General features: G+C 67.5%; 18 protein-coding genes. 7 read left to right on the top strand and 11 right to left on the bottom strand.

From position 1 onward, the window contains the following. The first annotated feature begins 69 nt into the window (after positions 1–69). Positions 70–474 (top strand): GFA family protein, encoded by a 405-nt coding sequence (locus tag CKW06_RS05400; RefSeq protein ID WP_005408360.1) that lies wholly within the window; start codon positions 70–72, stop codon positions 472–474. 279 nt (positions 475–753) lie between these two features. Here CKW06_RS05400 and CKW06_RS05395 read toward each other — a convergent pair whose 3' ends face one another. Continuing rightward, on the bottom strand, positions 754–2,271 hold the full coding sequence (locus CKW06_RS05395) for an MFS transporter (protein ID WP_024956086.1): 1,518 nt from the start codon (positions 2,269–2,271) through the stop codon (positions 754–756). 107 nt (positions 2,272–2,378) lie between these two features. Between CKW06_RS05395 and CKW06_RS05390 the strand changes: the two genes are divergently transcribed. Next, positions 2,379–3,278: a LysR family transcriptional regulator gene (locus CKW06_RS05390; protein ID WP_024956087.1), complete on the top strand. Its 900-nt coding sequence runs from the start codon at positions 2,379–2,381 to the stop codon at positions 3,276–3,278. A 13-nt stretch (positions 3,279–3,291) separates the two neighbouring features. Here the strand turns inward: CKW06_RS05390 and CKW06_RS05385 are convergent, their stop codons facing one another. From CKW06_RS05385 to CKW06_RS05375, 3 genes are all read right to left on the bottom strand, one after another. Then, positions 3,292–4,170 (bottom strand): LysR family transcriptional regulator, encoded by an 879-nt coding sequence (locus CKW06_RS05385; protein ID WP_024956088.1) that lies wholly within the window; start codon positions 4,168–4,170, stop codon positions 3,292–3,294. 38 nt (positions 4,171–4,208) lie between these two features. After that, complete coding sequence (locus CKW06_RS05380) at positions 4,209–5,090, bottom strand: SDR family NAD(P)-dependent oxidoreductase (protein ID WP_024956089.1); 882 nt, start codon at positions 5,088–5,090, stop codon at positions 4,209–4,211. A 158-nt stretch (positions 5,091–5,248) separates the two neighbouring features. Continuing rightward, positions 5,249–6,112, bottom strand: coding sequence for a DMT family transporter (locus CKW06_RS05375; RefSeq protein ID WP_005412480.1), 864 nt, complete (start codon positions 6,110–6,112; stop codon positions 5,249–5,251). 133 nt (positions 6,113–6,245) lie between these two features. Between CKW06_RS05375 and CKW06_RS05370 the strand changes: the two genes are divergently transcribed. Continuing rightward, the gene (locus CKW06_RS05370; RefSeq protein ID WP_024956090.1) at positions 6,246–7,625 is read left to right on the top strand and encodes an aminotransferase-like domain-containing protein; all 1,380 of its coding nucleotides are present in this window, start codon (positions 6,246–6,248) and stop codon (positions 7,623–7,625) included. Here the strand turns inward: CKW06_RS05370 and CKW06_RS05365 are convergent. Then, entirely contained in the window at positions 7,564–8,523 is a 960-nt protein-coding gene (locus CKW06_RS05365) for a LysR substrate-binding domain-containing protein (RefSeq protein WP_231910892.1), read from the bottom strand. The genes CKW06_RS05370 and CKW06_RS05365 overlap by 62 nt on opposite strands. Before the next feature lie 100 nt (positions 8,524–8,623). Here CKW06_RS05365 and CKW06_RS05360 point away from each other — a divergent pair, with 100 nt between their 5' ends. Beyond that, positions 8,624–9,322 carry a glutathione S-transferase family protein gene (locus CKW06_RS05360; protein WP_024956092.1) on the top strand — a complete coding sequence of 233 codons (699 nt, stop codon included), beginning with the start codon at positions 8,624–8,626 and terminating at the stop codon, positions 9,320–9,322. 87 nt (positions 9,323–9,409) lie between these two features. Further along, positions 9,410–10,084: a class I SAM-dependent methyltransferase gene (locus CKW06_RS05355; protein WP_024956093.1), complete on the top strand. Its 675-nt coding sequence runs from the start codon at positions 9,410–9,412 to the stop codon at positions 10,082–10,084. A 3-nt stretch (positions 10,085–10,087) separates the two neighbouring features. Here the strand turns inward: CKW06_RS05355 and smqnr are convergent, their stop codons facing one another. Then, on the bottom strand, positions 10,088–10,735 hold the full coding sequence (gene smqnr / locus CKW06_RS05350; protein ID WP_024956094.1) for a SmQnr family pentapeptide repeat protein: 648 nt from the start codon (positions 10,733–10,735) through the stop codon (positions 10,088–10,090). 157 nt (positions 10,736–10,892) lie between these two features. Here smqnr and CKW06_RS05345 point away from each other — a divergent pair, with 157 nt between their 5' ends. Both CKW06_RS05345 and CKW06_RS05340 read left to right on the top strand, forming a co-directional pair. After that, positions 10,893–11,669, top strand: a complete 777-nt coding sequence (locus CKW06_RS05345; protein WP_024956095.1) for a DeoR/GlpR family DNA-binding transcription regulator — start codon at positions 10,893–10,895, stop codon at positions 11,667–11,669. Between the two features lie 11 nt (positions 11,670–11,680). Then, on the top strand, positions 11,681–12,814 hold the full coding sequence (locus CKW06_RS05340; protein ID WP_024956096.1) for an MFS transporter: 1,134 nt from the start codon (positions 11,681–11,683) through the stop codon (positions 12,812–12,814). Positions 12,815–12,823: 9 nt separating this feature from the next. Here CKW06_RS05340 and CKW06_RS05335 read toward each other — a convergent pair whose 3' ends face one another. From CKW06_RS05335 to CKW06_RS05315, 5 genes are all read right to left on the bottom strand, one after another. Continuing rightward, positions 12,824–14,329: a PepSY-associated TM helix domain-containing protein gene (locus tag CKW06_RS05335; RefSeq protein ID WP_024956097.1), complete on the bottom strand. Its 1,506-nt coding sequence runs from the start codon at positions 14,327–14,329 to the stop codon at positions 12,824–12,826. Positions 14,330–14,340: 11 nt separating this feature from the next. Next, a complete protein-coding gene (locus CKW06_RS05330; RefSeq protein WP_024956098.1) occupies positions 14,341–16,479 on the bottom strand; it encodes a TonB-dependent receptor in 2,139 nt (712 codons plus the stop codon). 128 nt (positions 16,480–16,607) lie between these two features. After that, the gene (locus CKW06_RS05325) at positions 16,608–16,994 is read right to left on the bottom strand and encodes a DUF2946 family protein (RefSeq protein ID WP_024956099.1); all 387 of its coding nucleotides are present in this window, start codon (positions 16,992–16,994) and stop codon (positions 16,608–16,610) included. A gap of 211 nt (positions 16,995–17,205) precedes the next feature. Continuing rightward, positions 17,206–17,460 (bottom strand): hypothetical protein, encoded by a 255-nt coding sequence (locus tag CKW06_RS05320; RefSeq protein WP_005408345.1) that lies wholly within the window; start codon positions 17,458–17,460, stop codon positions 17,206–17,208. A gap of 11 nt (positions 17,461–17,471) precedes the next feature. Beyond that, positions 17,472–17,696 (bottom strand): hypothetical protein, encoded by a 225-nt coding sequence (locus tag CKW06_RS05315; protein WP_024956100.1) that lies wholly within the window; start codon positions 17,694–17,696, stop codon positions 17,472–17,474. Positions 17,697–17,812 lie beyond the last annotated feature (116 nt).

Genomic DNA, 17,812 nt, shown 5'->3' with positions numbered 1-17,812 from the left:
CCCGTTCAGGCACACCGGCGCACCGTCTGCGGCGGCCCCCGCGGCCAGACGGATCACACAGGAGCAATGATGGGCATCACTTCCGTGGCCGGCGTTCCGGTCCAACCCCAGCACCGCGCAACCTGCCACTGCGGCACCGTCGAGCTGCTGCTGGACCTGCCGGACGGCATCGTCGATCCCCGCCGCTGCGACTGCTCGATGTGCCGGCGCCGGGGTGCCATCGCCGCCAGCGTCCCCCGCCAGGGCCTGCAGGTGCTGCGCGGGCAGAACCATCTGCGGATGTACCAGTTCAACACCCATGTGGCCGAGCACTACTTCTGTGGCGTGTGCGGCATCTACACCCATCACCGGCGCCGCTCCAACCCCGACCAGTACGGCTACAACGTGGCCTGCCTGGAAGGCATCGACCCGTTCGCGTTGGGGGTGATCCCGGTCAGCGATGGGGTCAACCACCCATCAGACCGCACCGGCTAGTGGCGCGTGCGCCGCGGCGGGGTGGCCACCTTCTGCCAGGGCGCCATGCCGCTGCGCCCCGCCCGCGCCGGGCGTTTCAGCCAGGGCCGGCGCGGCGGTGCCGGTGGCGCATCCGCGGCCGGGGGAGGAAGCGGTCGACGGCCAGGCCAGAGATGATCGAGCAGCCACATGGCAGGTCTCCGTGGGGGACGGGGACGACCAAGCCTAGGCCCGGGTGGGCATAGGCAGCGTGAGCGGGACACGACAACGGGATGACGGCGAAGGCGGGCGATGAGCCTGCTACGCAGTACGCCCGACCAACGCGTCTTTACGTTTCCGCAGCAACAGGTGCAACAACGCAGCACATGCGGCGGTCAGCAGCGCCAGTACACGCAGCAGTGTTGCCAGCGCCTCACTGCTGGCGTGCTGCAGCTGCATGCGACTCATCGCCGGTAGCAGTGCCTGCGCCTGTTCCCGCGCCCCGGTGGCCAGATAGGCACCGGCACGCGCCAGCGATGCCGGCGACGCCCCCTGCAGCTGATGGCCGATCAGCAGCGCAAGCAAGGCAGTGACTGCGGCCAATGCGATGCCCTCACCGGCTACACGCACGGTCCCGAAGATGCCGGCGGCCATGCCCGCACGCTGTACCGGCACCACGCTGACCGACAGCCCATCCATCAGCCCCCATGGCAAGGCCGTCCCTGCACCGACCAGCATCAGCCACGGCACCCACTGCGAAGGCGACGGCTGCGATGCATGGCGCGACAACAGGTACAGGCCAGAGGCACAGACCAGCAGTCCCAGCGTGCACAGCCGCGCACTTCCAACGCGCTCCGCCCAGCGCGCAGCCAGCATCGGCAGCACCAGCATCGGCGCGGACAGGGCCAGCATCTGCAGCCCCACCAGGGTCGCGCTCTGTCCGTGCACACCCAGCAGCTGCAGAGGCAATACCACCAGCAGCACCACGTAGCCGAAGCAGGTCGCCACCGGCAGCAGCTGGACACCGAGGAACGCCGGTTGCGAGAACAACGAGAGGTCCAGCAGGGGTGAGCGGTGCAGTCGTTCGATGCAGATGAACGCTGCGCCCAGCAGCAGCGTCGCCAACAGCGCCAGTTGCACGCGCACGGTATGCAGGCCGAACTCGCCCAGCCACAGCAGGGCCAGGGTCAACGCTGCCAGCATCAGGCTGAAGCCCAGCATGCCGCCGACATCCAGCCGCCCGCGTTCACCGTGGCTTTCGGGCAACACACGCGCGCCCAGTACGAAGGCGGCGAATGTCAGCACGCCGCCGACGGCGAACACACTGCGCCATCCCAATGCCTGCAGCAGCAGACCCGCAAGCAGCGGCCCCAGCGCCAACCCCGCACCGAATGTGGCGCCCAGCAGGGCGAACACACGGCCACGCATCGGCCCCTGCCAGGCATGCGCGAGCGCAGCCGTGCCGGACGCCAACGCCGCTGCGGCGGCAACGCCCTGCAACCCACGCGCCAGATCCAGCCACAGCAGCGTGGGCGCGAGGCAGACGACGATCGTGGCGACGGTGAAGCCTGCTGTGCCCAGCAGGAACAACCGCCGCCGGCCATAGCGGTCGGCCAGGCCACCGGCAGCGAGCAGCAGGCTGCCGAAGGTGAGCATGAAGGCGTTGGTCACCCAGGCCAGCACGCTCGGCGACGACGCCACGGAACGGGCCAGCGCGGGCACCGCGACGGCACCGGCCGAGAAGGACAACGGCAACGCCAGTGCGGCCAGGCAGACGGCAAGCAGGGTCCAGCGCTGCTGCGTCTGGACAGGTACAGGGAGCATCGAAACCGGGGCCATGCGGGCCTCCATCCATCAGGGGCATTGATGATGGACAGGCCGCTATTCCTGAAAAACAGGCTCGATGGACATTGATTGCGTCTCAATGTTCCGTAATCATGCCCCGCATGGACTCCATTTCTGCCCTGCTCGCCTTCGTCCGCACCGCGGAGGCCGGCAGCATCGTGGGTGCTGCGCGTGCACTTGGCCTGTCCGCGTCGGCGGTCGGCAAGCGCATCGCCCGCCTTGAACAGGAGCTCGGCACCCGGCTGTTCCAACGCACCACCCGCCGCGTGCATCTCACCGACGAAGGCGAACTGCTGCTACAGCGCTGTCGGCGTGCACTGGACGAGCTTTCCGAAGCACAGGCGGACCTGGCGCAGCGACAGCATGCCCCCAGCGGGCTGCTGCGCATCGGCCTGCCCACCATCGGGTACCGCTTCCTGCTGCCGGTGCTGCCCGGCTTCCAGCAACGCTATCCGCAGGTGCAGCTGGAACTGGACTTCAACGACCGCATCGTCGATGTGGTCAGCGAAGGCCTGGACGCGGTGATACGCAGTGGTGAACTGGCCGATTCCAGCCTGACCGCACGGCGACTGGGCGGCTTTCGTTTCATCCTCTGTGCGGCGCCGGGCTACCTGCAGGCGCATGGCACGCCCGGTGATGTGAGCGAGCTGCGCATGCATACCGCGCTGCGTTTCCGTTACCCCACCACCGGAAAGCTGCATCCCTGGCAGCTGCCGGGCATCGAAGGCGATGCCGGAGCGCGCCTTCCCACGGCGATGACCTGCAACAACATGGAGGCCGTGCTGGCCGCTGCGATCGGTTGCATGGGCCTGGCCTGGATGCCTGACTTCCTCGCTGCTGACGCGCTGGCCGATGGCCGCCTGCAACGAGTACTGCCTGCGCTGCCCACGCACCAGGGGCAGTTCTCGCTGCTATGGCCCGGTGGGCGCCATCCCAGTGCACGCCTGCGGGTGTTCATCGACTACGCCGTTGCGCATCTGTTCCAGGGCGACAAGGCGTAGCGGGTCCACAGAATCAGTTGGTGCCCGCCGTCTGCAGGAAATTGCGCAGCACCGGCGACGGCTGTTCCGGCTGCATGCAGAACGGCAGGTCGAAACGCGCTGCTTCGTCCTCCAGCACGCGATAGACGATCTCCTGCGGGCGGAAGCTGGCCATGCTGGCCGGGACGATCGCCACGCCGGCGTCCACCGCCACCAGCGACAACACCGCGTGCATGCCCTGCGCTTCCTGCACCACGCGCGGGGTGAACCCCGCCGCGGTGCACAGGCCCAGCACCTGTGCATGGAAGCCGATGCCCTCGCCCGCCGGCCATGAAACGAACGATTCGTCGGCCAGCATCGCCACACTGACCTCCGGCGCGTCGGCCAGCGCATGAGCGCGCGGCAGCGCAATCGCCAGGCGGTCGTGGTCGAAGTCGTGCAGCACCAGCTCGGCGGCGGGGATCGGTGGAATCAGCACGCCGACGTCGATGCGCTGCTCACGCAGCCACAACTGCTGCTGGCGTGATGTGGCTTCCTGCAGATGCAGCTGAACGTGCGGGTAAATCTGGCGAAAGCGGCGGATCAAACCTGGCAGGCGGCCATACAGCGCACTGCCGACATAGCCTACGCGCAGGCTGCCGGACTGTCCGGCAGCAGCTTCGCGCGTGCGCTGCAATGCCTGCTCGGCCTGCTGCAGCGTTGCCCGCGCCTCCACCAGCAAGGTCTGCCCGGCCACGGTCAGGCCCAGCGTGCGGTTTCCGCGCACGATCAGTTCACTTCCGAGCTCGTCTTCCAGCCGTCGTATCGCCGCCGTCAGCGGCGGCTGTGACATGTGCAGGCGGGCGGCGGCGCGGTGGAAATGCAGTTCTTCGGCCACGGCGACATACTGGCGAAGCAGGCGCAGGTCGATCATCTCGAAGCAGGCAGTGGGAACCCGCCTAGGGTACGCCCTCAGCCACGCACGTCGACGCTGGCGCGGGCGATGGCCGGCCACTGCAGCGCCACCGACTCGATGCTGTCGGCACTGACCGCGCACAGATCCCTTGGGTACGCCACATGCTCGGCCTCCTGCAGGCGCAGTGCGTGGAACTGGCCATTGCTTGCGCGCAGCACCCAGCCGCCGTCCTGGCAGCGCGTGGATGCCAGATAGGCCACACCTTGCGCAACAGCTTCCGGATGCAGCTCATCGGGCTCACCCTCGATGCCCCACATGCGCGTCTTTGCCACCGGCGAAACCGCATTGACCACGATGCCATGCTCGGCGCCCTCCAGCGCCAGCACATTGACCAGGCCAAGCGCGGCCAGCTTGCCCATCGCGTAAGCGGACAGCCCGCGCTGTGCGTACTGCGGATACAGCGCGCGATCGGACGTGGTGATGACGATGCGCCCACCGCCCGCCGCGCGCATCGCCGGCCACGCCGCCTGCGCCAGCCACAGCGGCGTCTTCGCCGCCAGGCACAGCATCTGCTCCAACGCATCGTCCTCGATCGCTTCCAGTGGCTGGTACTCGACCCAGCCCGCGTTGTGGATCAGGAAGTCGATGCGGCCGTGCGCCTGCAGCAGTTCCTGCACCAGCGCATGGCAACCGCTGCGATGATCGATGGGACCATTTGCGGCCTGCACTGGCAAACCCTGCCGCTGCAGCGCTTCGACGCTGCGCAGGATGCGCTGTGGATCGGCGCCGCGGCCATCGGTACCGGCACCGACGTCATGCATCACCACCTGCGCACCGCGCTCGGCCAGCAGGCGGCTGTAGGCCAGGCCCAACCCACCCGCGGCACCGGTCACCAGGCCCACCCGGCCCTTGAAGGAAATATGCGAAATCGGCTTCATGCGCACAGCTTCAGCCAAGCTCACCGCCCCCCCCAATACCGTTGACCATCGGCCACGATACGCTCTCGCTATCACCGAAAAAGGGGACGGAGGGGATTAAGTCGTAACTCGCCCTACCGTGCCTGAAACGACTTAATCTCCTCCGTCCCCTTTTTCGTTCAGCGACTGAAGCGGCGCGCGCCGGCCACGCAGATCACCGCGACCACGGTCACCAGCACCATGCTGAGGCTGACCGATTCGTGCAGCAGCAGCGCGGCCAGGGCCAGGCCGAAGAACGGTTGCAGCAACTGCAACTGGCCGACGGCGGCGATGCCGCCCTGCGCCAGCCCGCGGTACCAGAACAGGAAGCCGATCAGCATGCTGAATACTGCCACATAGCCCAGCGCCCACCACGCCGAGGCACCAACCGCAGTGAACGAGGCCGGGCGCATCAGCACCGTCAGCGGCAGCATCACCGGCAAGGCCAGCAGCAACGCCCAACTGATCACCTGCCAACCGCCGAGATGACGGGCCAGCCGACCACCTTCGGCATAGCCCAGCCCGCACACCACGATCGCCGCCAACATCAGCAGATCGGCCTGCAACGATGCCTCGATGCCGTTGCGCACCGCATAGCCGACCACGCAGGCACTGCCCAGCAACGAAAACAGCCAGAACGCCGGGCGCGGCCGATCGCCACCGCGCAGCACGCCGAACACCGCAGTGCTCAACGGCAACAGGCCAAGAAACACGATGGTGTGCGCCGACGATGCGTGACGCAGCGCGAGTGCGGTCAACAGCGGAAAGCCGACCACCACCCCGAGGCTGACCACTGCCAGGCCTGGCAGGTCACTGCGCCGCGGCCACGGCTGGCGCAGCAGAAGGAGCAGGCCGAGGCCGAGCACGGCGGCAATGGTGGCGCGTGCAGCGGTGACGAATCCGGCGTCCAGCTGCAGCACCGCCAGGCGGGTGGCCGGCAGGGAGCCGGCGAAGATCACCACACCGATGAAGCCATTGATCCAACCACTCGCCGACCGTTCCACGCCTGTACTCCTGAAGGTGCCGGACGATGCCCGGCTGGACCTGCATGGAAGCATCCGGCGCGGGAAGACCCCAGCTACAATCCAGTACAGTCGCAAGTAACTGTACTGCCCACACTTCCACTACGGTTCCACCATGCCGCGCCCGCTTACCCGCATCGAATCGGTCATCCAGACCGTCCGCACCCGCATCAGTGCACGGGTGGATGGCCCCGGCTCACGCCTGCCTTCGGTTCGTGCGCAGGCTGCGACGATGGGGGTTTCGGTCTCCACCGTGGTCGAAGCCTACGAGCGCCTGGCGGCCGAAGGCCTGATCAGTGCGCGCGCAGGCTCGGGCTTCTACGTCAGTGGCCCGGCCGCACCGCTGGCGCTGGCCGAACTGGAGCCACGGCTGGATCGCGCGGTGGATCCGCTGTGGGTATCACGGCAATCGCTGGAAACGCCCGCGGGCGACCTCAAGCCAGGGTGCGGCTGGATGCCCAGTGACTGGCTGTATCACGATGGCGTGCGCCGCGGCCTGCGCCGGCTGGCGCGTGCCGATGCCATGCAACTGGTGGACTACGCCGCCCCGCTCGGGCTGCCCGCGTTGCGCCAGCTGCTGCAAAGGCGCAGCGCCACGCTTGGCATCGATGCACCGGTGGAGCAGATCCTGTTGACCGAATCCGGTACGCACGCGGTCGATCTGCTCTGCCGTTTCCTGCTCAAGCCCGGCGACTGCGTGCTGGTCGATGACCCGAGCTACTTCAACTACCACGCGCTGCTCAAGGCGCACCAGGTGCAGGCCATCGGCGTGCCGTACACGCACAGCGGCCCGGACCTGGAGGCGTTCGCGCAGGCCCTGCAGGCACATTCGCCGCGGCTGTACATCACCAATTCCGGATTGCACAACCCGACCGGCGCGGTGCTTTCCGCGAGCACCGCACACCGCCTGCTGGGCCTGGCCGAACGCAGCGAACTGATCATCATCGAGGATGACATCTTCGCCGACTTCGAACTGCAGCCGGCACCGCGGCTGGCCGCGCTCGATGGACTGTCACGGGTGATCCACGTCGGCAGTTTCTCCAAGACGCTGTCGGCAGCCTCGCGCTGCGGCTACATCGCTGCGCGCCACGACTGGATAGAGGCATTGACCGACCTGAAGCTGGCGACCAGCTTCGGCGGTGGCCATCTGGCCGCGCAGTTGATGCACATCGCGCTGACCGACAGCGGCTACCGCCGCCACATGCAGTCGATACGTTCGCGCCTGGCCGATGCACGCCGGCACACACTGCGGAAGCTGCAGATGCTGGGCATCACGCCGTGGCTGCAGCCGGAAGCCGGCCTGTTCCTGTGGTGCCAGCTGCCCGATGGCCGCGACGCCGCCGCACTGGCGCGGCAATGCCTGCGCGAAGGCATCGTGCTGGCGCCGGGCAACGCGTTCAGCCAGTCGCAGCGCGCGGCCGACTATGTACGTTTCAACGTTTCGCAGTGCCAGGACCCGAGGATCTGGCAGGTGCTGGCGGGCGCGCTGCGTTGAGCTGGTAATGCGCGACCAGCGCATCCACCACCACGCGCACGCCCGGCAACTGGCCGCGACGATGCGGCAGCAGCACGCTGGTGGTGACTTCGCCGGCATGCCACGCCGGCAGCACCTGCTGCAGGCGGCCGGCGGCGATGGCCGCAGCACACAGGCTGTGTGGCAGCACGGTGATGCCAAGACCCGCTTCGGCCGCCGCGACCAGCAGCTGCGATTCATTGCCGACCAGCGCCACCTGTGGCTCCACCTGCACAGTGCGGGCGTCGGCGCTGTGCAGCGTCCAGCGCGTTGCATGGCGCGCGGTCAGCAGGCCGGCATGCGCGCGCAGCTGCTCGGGCGTATCCACTGCCGGCGCGGCTGCCAGATAGCCAGGGGACGCCACCAGCACGATGCGTTCGCTACCGAGCATGCGCTGCACCAACCCGGAATCCGGCAGCGGACCGAAGTGGCTGCGCAGGGCGATGTCGATGCCTTCCTGCGCCAGGTCGATGAAACGATCACTCACTTCAACTTCGATACGCAGCCGTGGATAGCGGCGGGCCAACGCGGGCAGGCACGCGGCGAGCTCGCCCTGCACCACCGGAATCGAAGCGCTGATCCGCACGGTGCCGCTGGGTTCGGCCTGGCGGTCGCGGACAATGGCCTCGGCGGCCTCGACCTCGGACAACGCTGCGCGTGCGCGCTCGAAGAACTCCTGACCGACCTCGGTCAATGCGAAGCGGCGCGAACTGCGCTGCAGCAGCCGCACCTGGAGCTGTTCTTCCAGCAGCGCCACGCGCTTGCTCAGGGTCGAGCGCGGCAGGCCCAGATGGCGCCCGCCTGCAGCGAACCCGCGCTGCTCCACCGCGGTCACGAACAGGGCGAGATCGTTGAGGTTGAGCATGCGCAACGTCCACATATGTGGACTTCAGGATGCCATTCGAGCGGCTTCCTGGGCAATGTCCACGCAGGCACGCTTTCCTCACCCGCCGCATCGCGGCTTGAACCGGAAACCTGCCATGACCCCGATCCTCTTCTACGGCGTGCCCTCGGGCTGCTCGTTCGGCTCCATCGTCGCCCTGGAATGGCTGCGCCAGCCGTATCACCTGTGCCGCATCGACATGCCCGGCCAGGTGCAGAGCGAAGACTACCGCCGCCTCAATCCGCTGGGTGAAACCCCGACCCTGCGCACCGCGCAGGGCGAGCTGCTCAGCGAGAGCCTGGCCATCCTCAACCATCTGGCCGCGAAGGGCATCGCGCAGGGGCTGGGCTTCGCACAGGGCACGCCCGGCTTCGATCGCCTCAACCACCGGCTGGCCTATCTCAACACCAGTTTCTTCGGTGCCTACGCGCCGCTCTGGCACGCACTGGAGCATGCGCAAGGCGATGAAGGCGAGGCGCTGCGTGCCTATGGCACCACCAAGGTGCGCCACGCCCACCAGGCGCTGGAGCAGATGATCGGCACGGGCCCGTGGCTGCTGGGCGAACAGCGCAGCTTTGCCGATGCCTACTTCGCCGGCATCGCGCGCTGGAACGACTATCACCAGGTGGTCGATCGTCGCGAGTTCCCCAGGGTGCAGCAGCTGTTCGAGCGCCTGCAGGACGACGCCGGCGTGCAGTTCGCCCACGCCATCGAAGCGCAGCAGCCGGCAACCAGCAGCGGTGGCTTCCTCGGCGAGGTGCGGCTGGAAGACGTGCTTGAGGCAGCAGCGGCCTGAGCCCTGTCCTGCCCGTGTGGCAGCGGCGCGCAATGCCTCTTGCGCGCCGCGCTACAGTGGTATGTCCCCCGCCGCAGGAATCCGCGCATGTCCACGTTCTCCGACCCGCAGGCGGTGGCCCGCTATGCCGAAGCGCCGCTGCGCCAGGTGCCCGGCTTCCTCGCCCTGCAGCAGATGAGCCGCCTGCTGCTGGCCGAACGCGTTCCCACGCAGGGCCGTGTGCTGGTGCTGGGCGCCGGTGGCGGGCTGGAGCTGAAGGCTTTTGCCGAAGCGCAGCCGGGCTGGCAGCTGCTGGGCGTGGATCCGGCCGCGCCGATGCTGGCCCTGGCCGAGCAGACACTGGGTCCGCTGATGCCGCGCGTGCAACTTCTGGAAGGCTACATCGACGATGCGCCCGATCTGCGCTTCGATGGGGCCAGCTGCCTGCTGACCCTGCACTTCCTCGATGCCGGGCAGCGCCTGCACACGTTGCGCGAGCTGCACCGGCGCCTGCAGCCCGGCGCGCCGCTGGTTGTGGCCCACCACAGCGTGCCGCAGGAACCGGCCGGCAAGCTGCGCTGGTTGCAGCGCTACGCAGCGTTCGCCGAAGCCTCGGGCGTTGCCCACGCCGATGCACAGCACGCGATCGAGGCCATTGCCGAGCGGCTGCCGCTGCTGGCCCCCGAACAGGAAGTGGCGCTGCTGCAGGAGGCCGGCTTCGATGGTGTGGAGCTGTTCTATGCCGGCTTCAGCTTCAAGGGCTGGGTGGCGTACACCGGTTGATGCCTACGGCACCACCGTGATGCCGATGCGCTGCATCAACAGCGCCACCTGCTGCACGTCCAGCGTGGCGCCACGCAGGTTGGTGCTGCGCAGGTCCAGCTCACCCAGCTCCGAGTTGGTCAGGTCGCAGTCGGTGAAGTTGGCGCTGTTCCAGTCGATGCCCTCGAACTGGCCGCCGGACAGGTCCGAGCCGGCGAAGCTGGCGCCACTCACATTCGCGCCATCCCATCGGTTTTCCCACAGCTCGCACTTTTCCAGCGTTACCCGCGAGAAATTGGCATAGCGCAGCTTCGACTTCTTGATGAACGCGCTGCAGAACCAGCTGCGCGTGGTGATCTGGTTCATGAAGCTGGCGTTGCTGAAATCCGCGCCCTGCGCGCGGCACTCGCTGATCTCCAGGCCCAGCGCCTTGATGAAATTGAAATGGCACATGCTGATATCGCAGCTGCGGAAACTGGCTTCCTTCAGCGTGGCGCCATTGAAACGGCAGCCAGCACGGCTGTCGGCATCGTAGAAACTGCAGTTGATGAACTCGGTACCGGTCAGGTCGGCGCCGGAAAAATCGCACTCGTGGAACTGCTGGTCGACCACTTTCTGGCCGGTGTACTGGTCCGCGCCGATGCGCAGCTTGCGGTGAACGGTGGGGGACATCAGGGATTCCATGCCAAGTGCCCCGCCATGATGCCGGTCCGCGAGGGCGATCCATAGACCCCGGGGCGGGCGGGTTCACCGGCAGTCCAGCCGCCCTGTGCCCTCCCGCTGAATGCACGTTATTGCACGTTTATGCACGAACGTGCAGACTTATAGCATGAGCTCCGATCCCAGCCCCCTCCCCGCCCAGCGCACGCGCCAGATCCTCGAGGAACTGCGCCAGCAGGGCCGCGTGATCGCCGCCGAACTGGCGCGCCGCTATGCCGTTTCAGAAGATTCGATCCGCCGCGACCTTCGTGAACTCGCCGCCCAGGGCCTGTGCCAGCGCGTCTACGGCGGCGCCGTGCTGCCGCCGCCCAAGGAACGGCCGCTGCGCGAGCGCCTGACCCGCGACCGCGGCGACAAGGCCGAGCTGGCCGCCCGCGTCTGCGCGCTGCTGCAACCCGGCCAGGTGGTACTGCTCGATGCCGGTTCGACCAATCTGGCGATCGCCCAGCAGCTGCCGGCCGCTCTCGGGCTGACGGTGATCACCAATGCCCCGCAGATCGCCACCGCCGCCAGCATGCTCGAAGGCACTTCAGTGCAGCTGATCGGCGGGCGCCTGGCCAGCGGTGGCGGTGCGGTCGGTGCCGAGGCGTTGGCCCAGGTGCAGCGCCTGCGTGCCGACGTGTACCTGCCCGGCCCCTGCGCGGTGGACGGCGACACCGGTGTGTGGGCAATGGATTCGGAAGAAGCCACACTGAAGCGCGCGATGGTGGCCTGCAGCAGCCGCGTCATCGTCGCCGCCACCACTGAAAAGCTCGGTGCCCGCGGCAACTGGCAGATCGCCAGCCTGGACGAGATCGACGACCTGGTGCTGACCACCACCGCACCGCCCGCCTTGGCGGCTCGCTTCCACGCCGCCGGTATCGCGGTGCACCCCACGCCTCCCTGACCGTACTGCTCATGTCCCTTGCCAACCGCGCGCGTGCCGAACAGCACGCGACCCGCGCTGCGTTCTTCATTCCCGGCTTCGCCACCGCGTTGTGGGCCACCCTGGTGCCATTCGCCAAAGCGCGCACCGGGATCAATGACGCCACGCTGGGACTGGTGCTGCTCTGCCTCGGTGCCGGCTCGCTGCTGGCGATGCCCTTGTCCGGCGTGCTGGCCGCACGCCTCGGTTGCCGCCGGGTGATGGTGGCCAGCAGCCTGCTGATCTGCCTGACCGTTCCCGGCCTGGCATTGGCCAGCTCGGCGTGGGCGCTGGGCCTGGTGTTGTTCGTGTTCGGTGCCGCCGTGGGTGCGATGGACTGCACGATGAACGTACAGGCGGTGATCGTCGAGCGCGAGGCGCGTCGCGTGATGATGTCCGGCTTCCACGCCTTCTTCAGCATCGGCGGCTTCCTCGGCGCGGCCAGCATGACCGTGCTGCTGTCCGCACAGTTGCCGCCCTTGGCATCGGTGCTGATCGGTGTCGGCACCATGCTGCTGGTGATGCTGTTGTCGGCGACGTACTGGCACAGCGAACGCATGCCACACGACACACCGATGCTGACCCTGCCGCATGGCATCGTGCTGTTCATCGGCGTGCTGGCGTTCGTCGCCTTCCTCGGCGAAGGTGCGATGCTCGACTGGAGCGCGGTGTTCCTCAGCGATGTACGTCGCGTCGATGCCAGCCTGGCAGGCATCGGCTATGTGACCTTCACCCTGACCATGACGGTCGCGCGCCTGTTCGGCGATGCACTGGTGGCACGCGTGGGCCGCCAGCGCGCGATCGTGTTCGGCGCGCTGCTCGCCGCTGCCGGCGTGCTGGTGCTGACCCTGGTCACGCCGTGGCAGATGTCGTTGGCCGGATACGTGCTGGTCGGCCTTGGCTGCGCCAACATCGCGCCGGCGCTGTTCTCGCTGGCCGGCCATCAGAACCGCATGCCGGGTGCACTGGCGATCACGGCTGTCTCTACGCTGGGCTTTGCCGGCATCCTCGCCGGCCCGGCACTGATCGGCTTTGCCGCCAATCACTTCGGTCTGATTGCTGCGTTCATCGGTGTGGCCACGGCCTTGTTGCTGGTGGCCGTGTCCACACGTTGGCTGCGGGTTTAGTCCAAGGCATCAGCGCCGCCTGCGCCGCAGTTTCATCCGCAACCGGCGGTAGCCGATCACCGTGGCCGTTGCACACAACGCAGCGCCAGTCAGGCTCAGCAGCAGCAACACCGCCAGCCGGGCGATGTCCTGACGCAGCATCGCCGGCAGGTCCCAGCTGTGCAGGAAGTGGAACAGCCAGCGACCCACGCGCTCGCGACGCCCCATCGTCAGCAACGGGTCGCCAGTGGCCAGATCGAGGTAGACCCGCGTCGCCTCGGCATCGCCGAAATCAGCCACCGCCACCGGGAAGCGGCGTACCGCTGCGCCGTTCATGGCTTCCGGTGCACGCGGGTAGAAGTACGCATCCGCTGCATGCTGGACCCAGTACCCCTGCACGGGCGCATCGGACAACGCCCGCACCTTCTGCTGCAGCCATGCGGCCGGCAGCAACCGCGCAACCTGCAGATGACCATCACTGCCGGACACAATGCGGGTCTCGCCCTGCCCGTCCAGCAACACCGCGAACAGCTCACCACCGATGCGTCGCCACTGGATCTCCACCGGCTTGAAGCGCGCGTCGTCAACGGCCGCCAGCAGCGCCGCCGATTCACCCAGCGCGCCATCCACCGCTACCGCGCCGCCACGATAGCGTCCGCTGTCGATCGCTTCGCGCGTACTGCTGAAAACTCCCAACGGATTCATCGACATCAGCCCGCTGAAGATCCAGGTGAATACGAAGGCCGCAGCCACCAGCCCGATCAGATGGTGCCAGCGCATCCAGGGCTCGACGTACGGCGTCCTCGCGCCAGTGCGGTAGTGCCCGCGGAAGCGCCAGCGCCAAACACCCACCACGATGCCGCTGATCGCTGCCACCGTGCACAGCGCGGACAGCACGATCACCACCCACGTCCACACCGGGTCCACCGACTGCATGCGCAGGAAGTACAACCAGTGCAGCCAGGCGCCCGCATAGTTCCAGCGCTGCTGCACATGCGGTGCGTCCTGCACCACTTCGCCGGTGTGTGAGGACACATACACATCCCCTGGCTGCGCGCCGCCCACTTCAACCCGGTACAGCGGCCGATGCGCATCCAGCGCACGCGAATGCGTCCAGCGGTCTTCATCCACGCGTGTCGCGCCGACGAAGGCTTGGCCGCCCGCGAACTGTGCGGCGGATGCTTCGGCTCGCTGTGCCGACACCGGCAGCAGCGCCTGGCCGGTCACGGCAGACCAGGCGCCCACGTTGCTGCCATTGCGCACCACGTACGCAGGCTCGCCGCGCAGCGTCGTCAGCGCCACAACCTCCGGCTCGGCCTGCACCACGGCAGGCAGTACCGACAGCCCCTGCAGATCGCGGGCATCCCCCAGCACCGGCAACGCCGCCAGCCGCTCACCGGGTGTCAGCTTCGGGTAACCAATGAACAGCATCACCATGCCGCTGACAAACCACAGCAACATCAGCAGGCATCCGCCGATGCCCAGCCAGCGGTGCACCAGATAGGTCCAGCGCTTGGCGGTGGATCGCAACGTCATCGCCAGCCTCCTCAGAAGCGATGATCGACGGTGAATTCGACGCGCCGGTCCGCACCCAGCAGCCACTGCGTGCTGGTGTAGTACGCGGTGGCGTAGTACGCCTTGTCGAACACGTTGAACAGCCGCGCCGACAGCCGCGTGCGCGGTGCCGCCTGCCAGGTCAGTGCCAGGTCGGTGGTGCTGTAGCCGGGCAGCTCCAAGGTGTTGGCGTTGTCGGCGTAGCGCTTGCCGACGTAACGCACGCCGCCCGCCGCACTCCAGTCCGGTGCAAACTGCCAGCTCAGCCACACATTGGCCAGGCGCTCGGCCACGTTCGGCGGCACACTGCCATCACGCGAGACCACTACCGGCGGCGAACCGGTGGTTTCCAGGAAGTCCTCGAACTCGGCCTTCAGCACCGTGGCATTGGCATCGAGCGACCACCGCGGCGCGAAGGCCCAGTTGAGCGATGCCTCGATGCCGCGCGAGGTCTGCGCGCCCACCTGTACCCGGCGATCCGGCACCAGCGGGTCGCGGCTGAGCAAGCCGGTCTTGCGGATGCGATAGGCCGCCAGGGTCCACTCGCCACCGTCGAACGCCTGCTTCAGGCCCACCTCGACCTGCCGTCCCTTGGCCAGGTCGAAGGCACCGTTGGCGGGGCTGATCATCAACAGGCCACTGACCGGGTCCGCCGCCTGCGAGTACTGCGCATACAGGCTCAGCGTCGGCCGCAACGCGAACACCGTGCCTGCACGCCAGCCGGTGCTGCGGTAGGTCTTCGAGAACGCGTTCTGGCCGCTGATCAGATCGGTACGATCAATGCGCGCGCGGTCGTGGCGCAGCCCACCCAGCACCGACCAGCGCTCGCTCAGCGCCAAGCGGTCTTCCACGAACAGCGCGTACTGCTCGGCACGAGTACGGTAGCGCGGCAGGTTCGGCGCGTCGCTGGTGAACTGGCCCGGCACCGGATCGAACGGATCGACCGGGCCGGAGCTGCCGGCATAGGTGTTGTTGGTGTGCTTGAAGTGTGCGCGGTTGGCGTCCAGGCCCACCGCGAAGCTGTTCGCCCAACCGCCCACATTGCCCAGCACGCGCAGCGTCGAGGTCAGTCCGGTCTGGTCCTGGTTGTGGGCGATCTCGGTGTTTCCTGATCGATCGATCAAGCCGGTAGCGCGGTTGTAGACATAGGCTTCGGCATTGCGCCAATCGCGCTGGCTGTCGATCTGGTAGAGGCGCGTGCGCCATTCGACGCTTGCGTTCGGCGTCCATAGCGCATCAAGCTGGGTCCAGCGATCGCGGTAGCGGATCTCGCTGTCGCCCACGTTGTAGTTGCGGTGGCGCAGCGCTTCCAGCTGGCGGCCATCCACCAGTGGCGTGCCGAAGTAGCGCATCGGCCTCTGCTGGCCCTGCGCGTGGGTCAGGGTCAGCTGAAGGTCCGGGCGCGGTTGCCACCACAAGGCGCCGGAGAAGGTGGCATCACTACTGCGCCCACGATCAACCCAGCCACCGCTGTAGTTGCCACTCACATCCAGCCGGTAGGCCAGCTCGGGCGTCAGCGCGCCACCACTGCCGAAGCCGAGGCGCGCGGTGTCCTCGCTGCCCACGGTTGCGCTGATCTCGTTCTCGATCGCCCCACGCGTGGGCTTCTTCGGCACGATGTTGATCACGCCGCCGATCGCACCGTCGCCATGGATCACCGAGGCCGGACCGCGCAGCACTTCGATGCGCTCGATGGACCAGGTATCGAACGGAAAGGTGATGCCCACGCCCCCGTACTGGCGCAGCCCGTCGTACAGGCGCATCACCGAGGCACCATCGGTGAAGCCACGGCTGGACAGCGCACTCAGACCATTGCCTGGGTGCGGCATGGCGCTGATCGCGCCTGCCCGGCTGATCGCATCGTTGAGGTTGGTGTCGCCACGCTGCTCCAGCTGTTCGCGCGAGATCACCGTCAGGCTGGCCGGTGTCTGCAGCACGCTCAGGCCCAACGCAGAGCCTGCGCTGGCGGTGGAAGACAGCTCGCCGCTGCGGGTATCGACCACGCGCACGGTATCCAGCGTGGTCGGTGGTGCCGCATCGGCGGCAAGTACAGAGGCGGTGTGCAGGAGCAACGCGCACATGGCAGGCAGCGTCGCCCGGCGCAGGCGCGCGGAGTTGGGGTTCGTTTTCATCTGTTCACGGCATGCAAGGCCACCCTGCAATGGCAGGGCAGCAATCAGAAAGGGACAGACACGCGCGTGCGGGCACCGGCCGTGGCCGGCAACCTCATGAAAAAAGATCAATGCACCGCGCGTGTGGCTCAGGCAGCCATGAAGGCCGGTGGCCCGCGCGCTCCCAATGTGCCGCTGACCCGCTGCGGCAACGCCTGCACTGCACCACGCAGCGCACGGCATATCGATACCATCGGTGCCAACAGCAGCAATGCCGCCACCAGCAGGGTGATCAGCCGCGCGGCGATCAGGCAGTAGTCGCAGTCCACGCCCATCTCATGCTCGGCGTGTGGATCGGCGGGCGGCTTCTTTGAGACCTCGCCCTGCTGCATCGCCATCGCGTGGTGGTCGTGATGGCCCCCCATCGCATGCTGCGCATGCTGGGAATGGTCCATCGCCGCTACCGGCACAGCCGCTGCAACGTGACCATGCGCCAGCCAGCGGCTCACCAGCGGGGCAAGCAGCACCAGCAGCATGGCTAGCCATGCCAAGGCCTGGAACCGGCGGTGGAGGACAGAACGACGCACCCGGCCATTCTACGGGCCTGCGGTCAACCTTGGACCACGTTCAGGGTTGCCCGACGGGCAGTGCGACGTTATGACGCAGCCTCCAGCGCAGGGGATCGTCCACTGCCCGAGGGGGACGGAAGGCAGCCTGGCCGGTCCCTTCCGTCCCCGCATCACATCGCTAGAACCGCGCCGGTTGCTGCACCGCGCGCTCCAGGAACATGACACCCGCCTGCAGGCTGTTGCGGGCGTTCTCCAACCAGCGCTCCGGATCGGCTACCGCAAATCGCTCCTGTGCATCCACATCACCCGAGTCGGCCAGATCAGCCAGCTGCAGATGGATGTGGTTCTCCACCAGGCTCACCAGCACGGCGAGCTCGGCCGATAAACCGGCGATGCGTTCGGTGAAGCCAGCGTCGTTGCTGTTCAGAGACATGTCCCCTGTTCCTATGCGTTGCGGTGTTGATGGATGGCTTCGAAACGCTCGGCACAGGCAGGCCCGCAGAACAGTCTTGCCGGATCGTTGTCGAAGTCCTCGCTGCAGTCCGGGTTCTGGCATTCCCCCATGGGAGTGAGAGGGGCAACGTTGCTGGCCCGCGTTGCGTGCTGGGCCAGGGCGCGTTGCAGGTGGCGCGCTTCCATTTCCTGCGCTTCGTCGATGGTGTCCGTCATGCGGGTTGTATTTTATCGAGGGGTGGTCGCACCGATTGAGAACGTCGCAACGACGGTCAACGACGCGGATTCCGCGGCGGATCGGCGTTCGTGGTTGCAGTGGATTTCAGGCATGC

This window comes from Stenotrophomonas maltophilia (genome assembly GCF_900186865.1).
Taxonomy (GTDB): domain Bacteria; phylum Pseudomonadota; class Gammaproteobacteria; order Xanthomonadales; family Xanthomonadaceae; genus Stenotrophomonas; species Stenotrophomonas maltophilia.
Note: the sequence above shows the minus strand (reverse complement) of the source record. Positions and strands in the feature narration are given on the sequence as shown.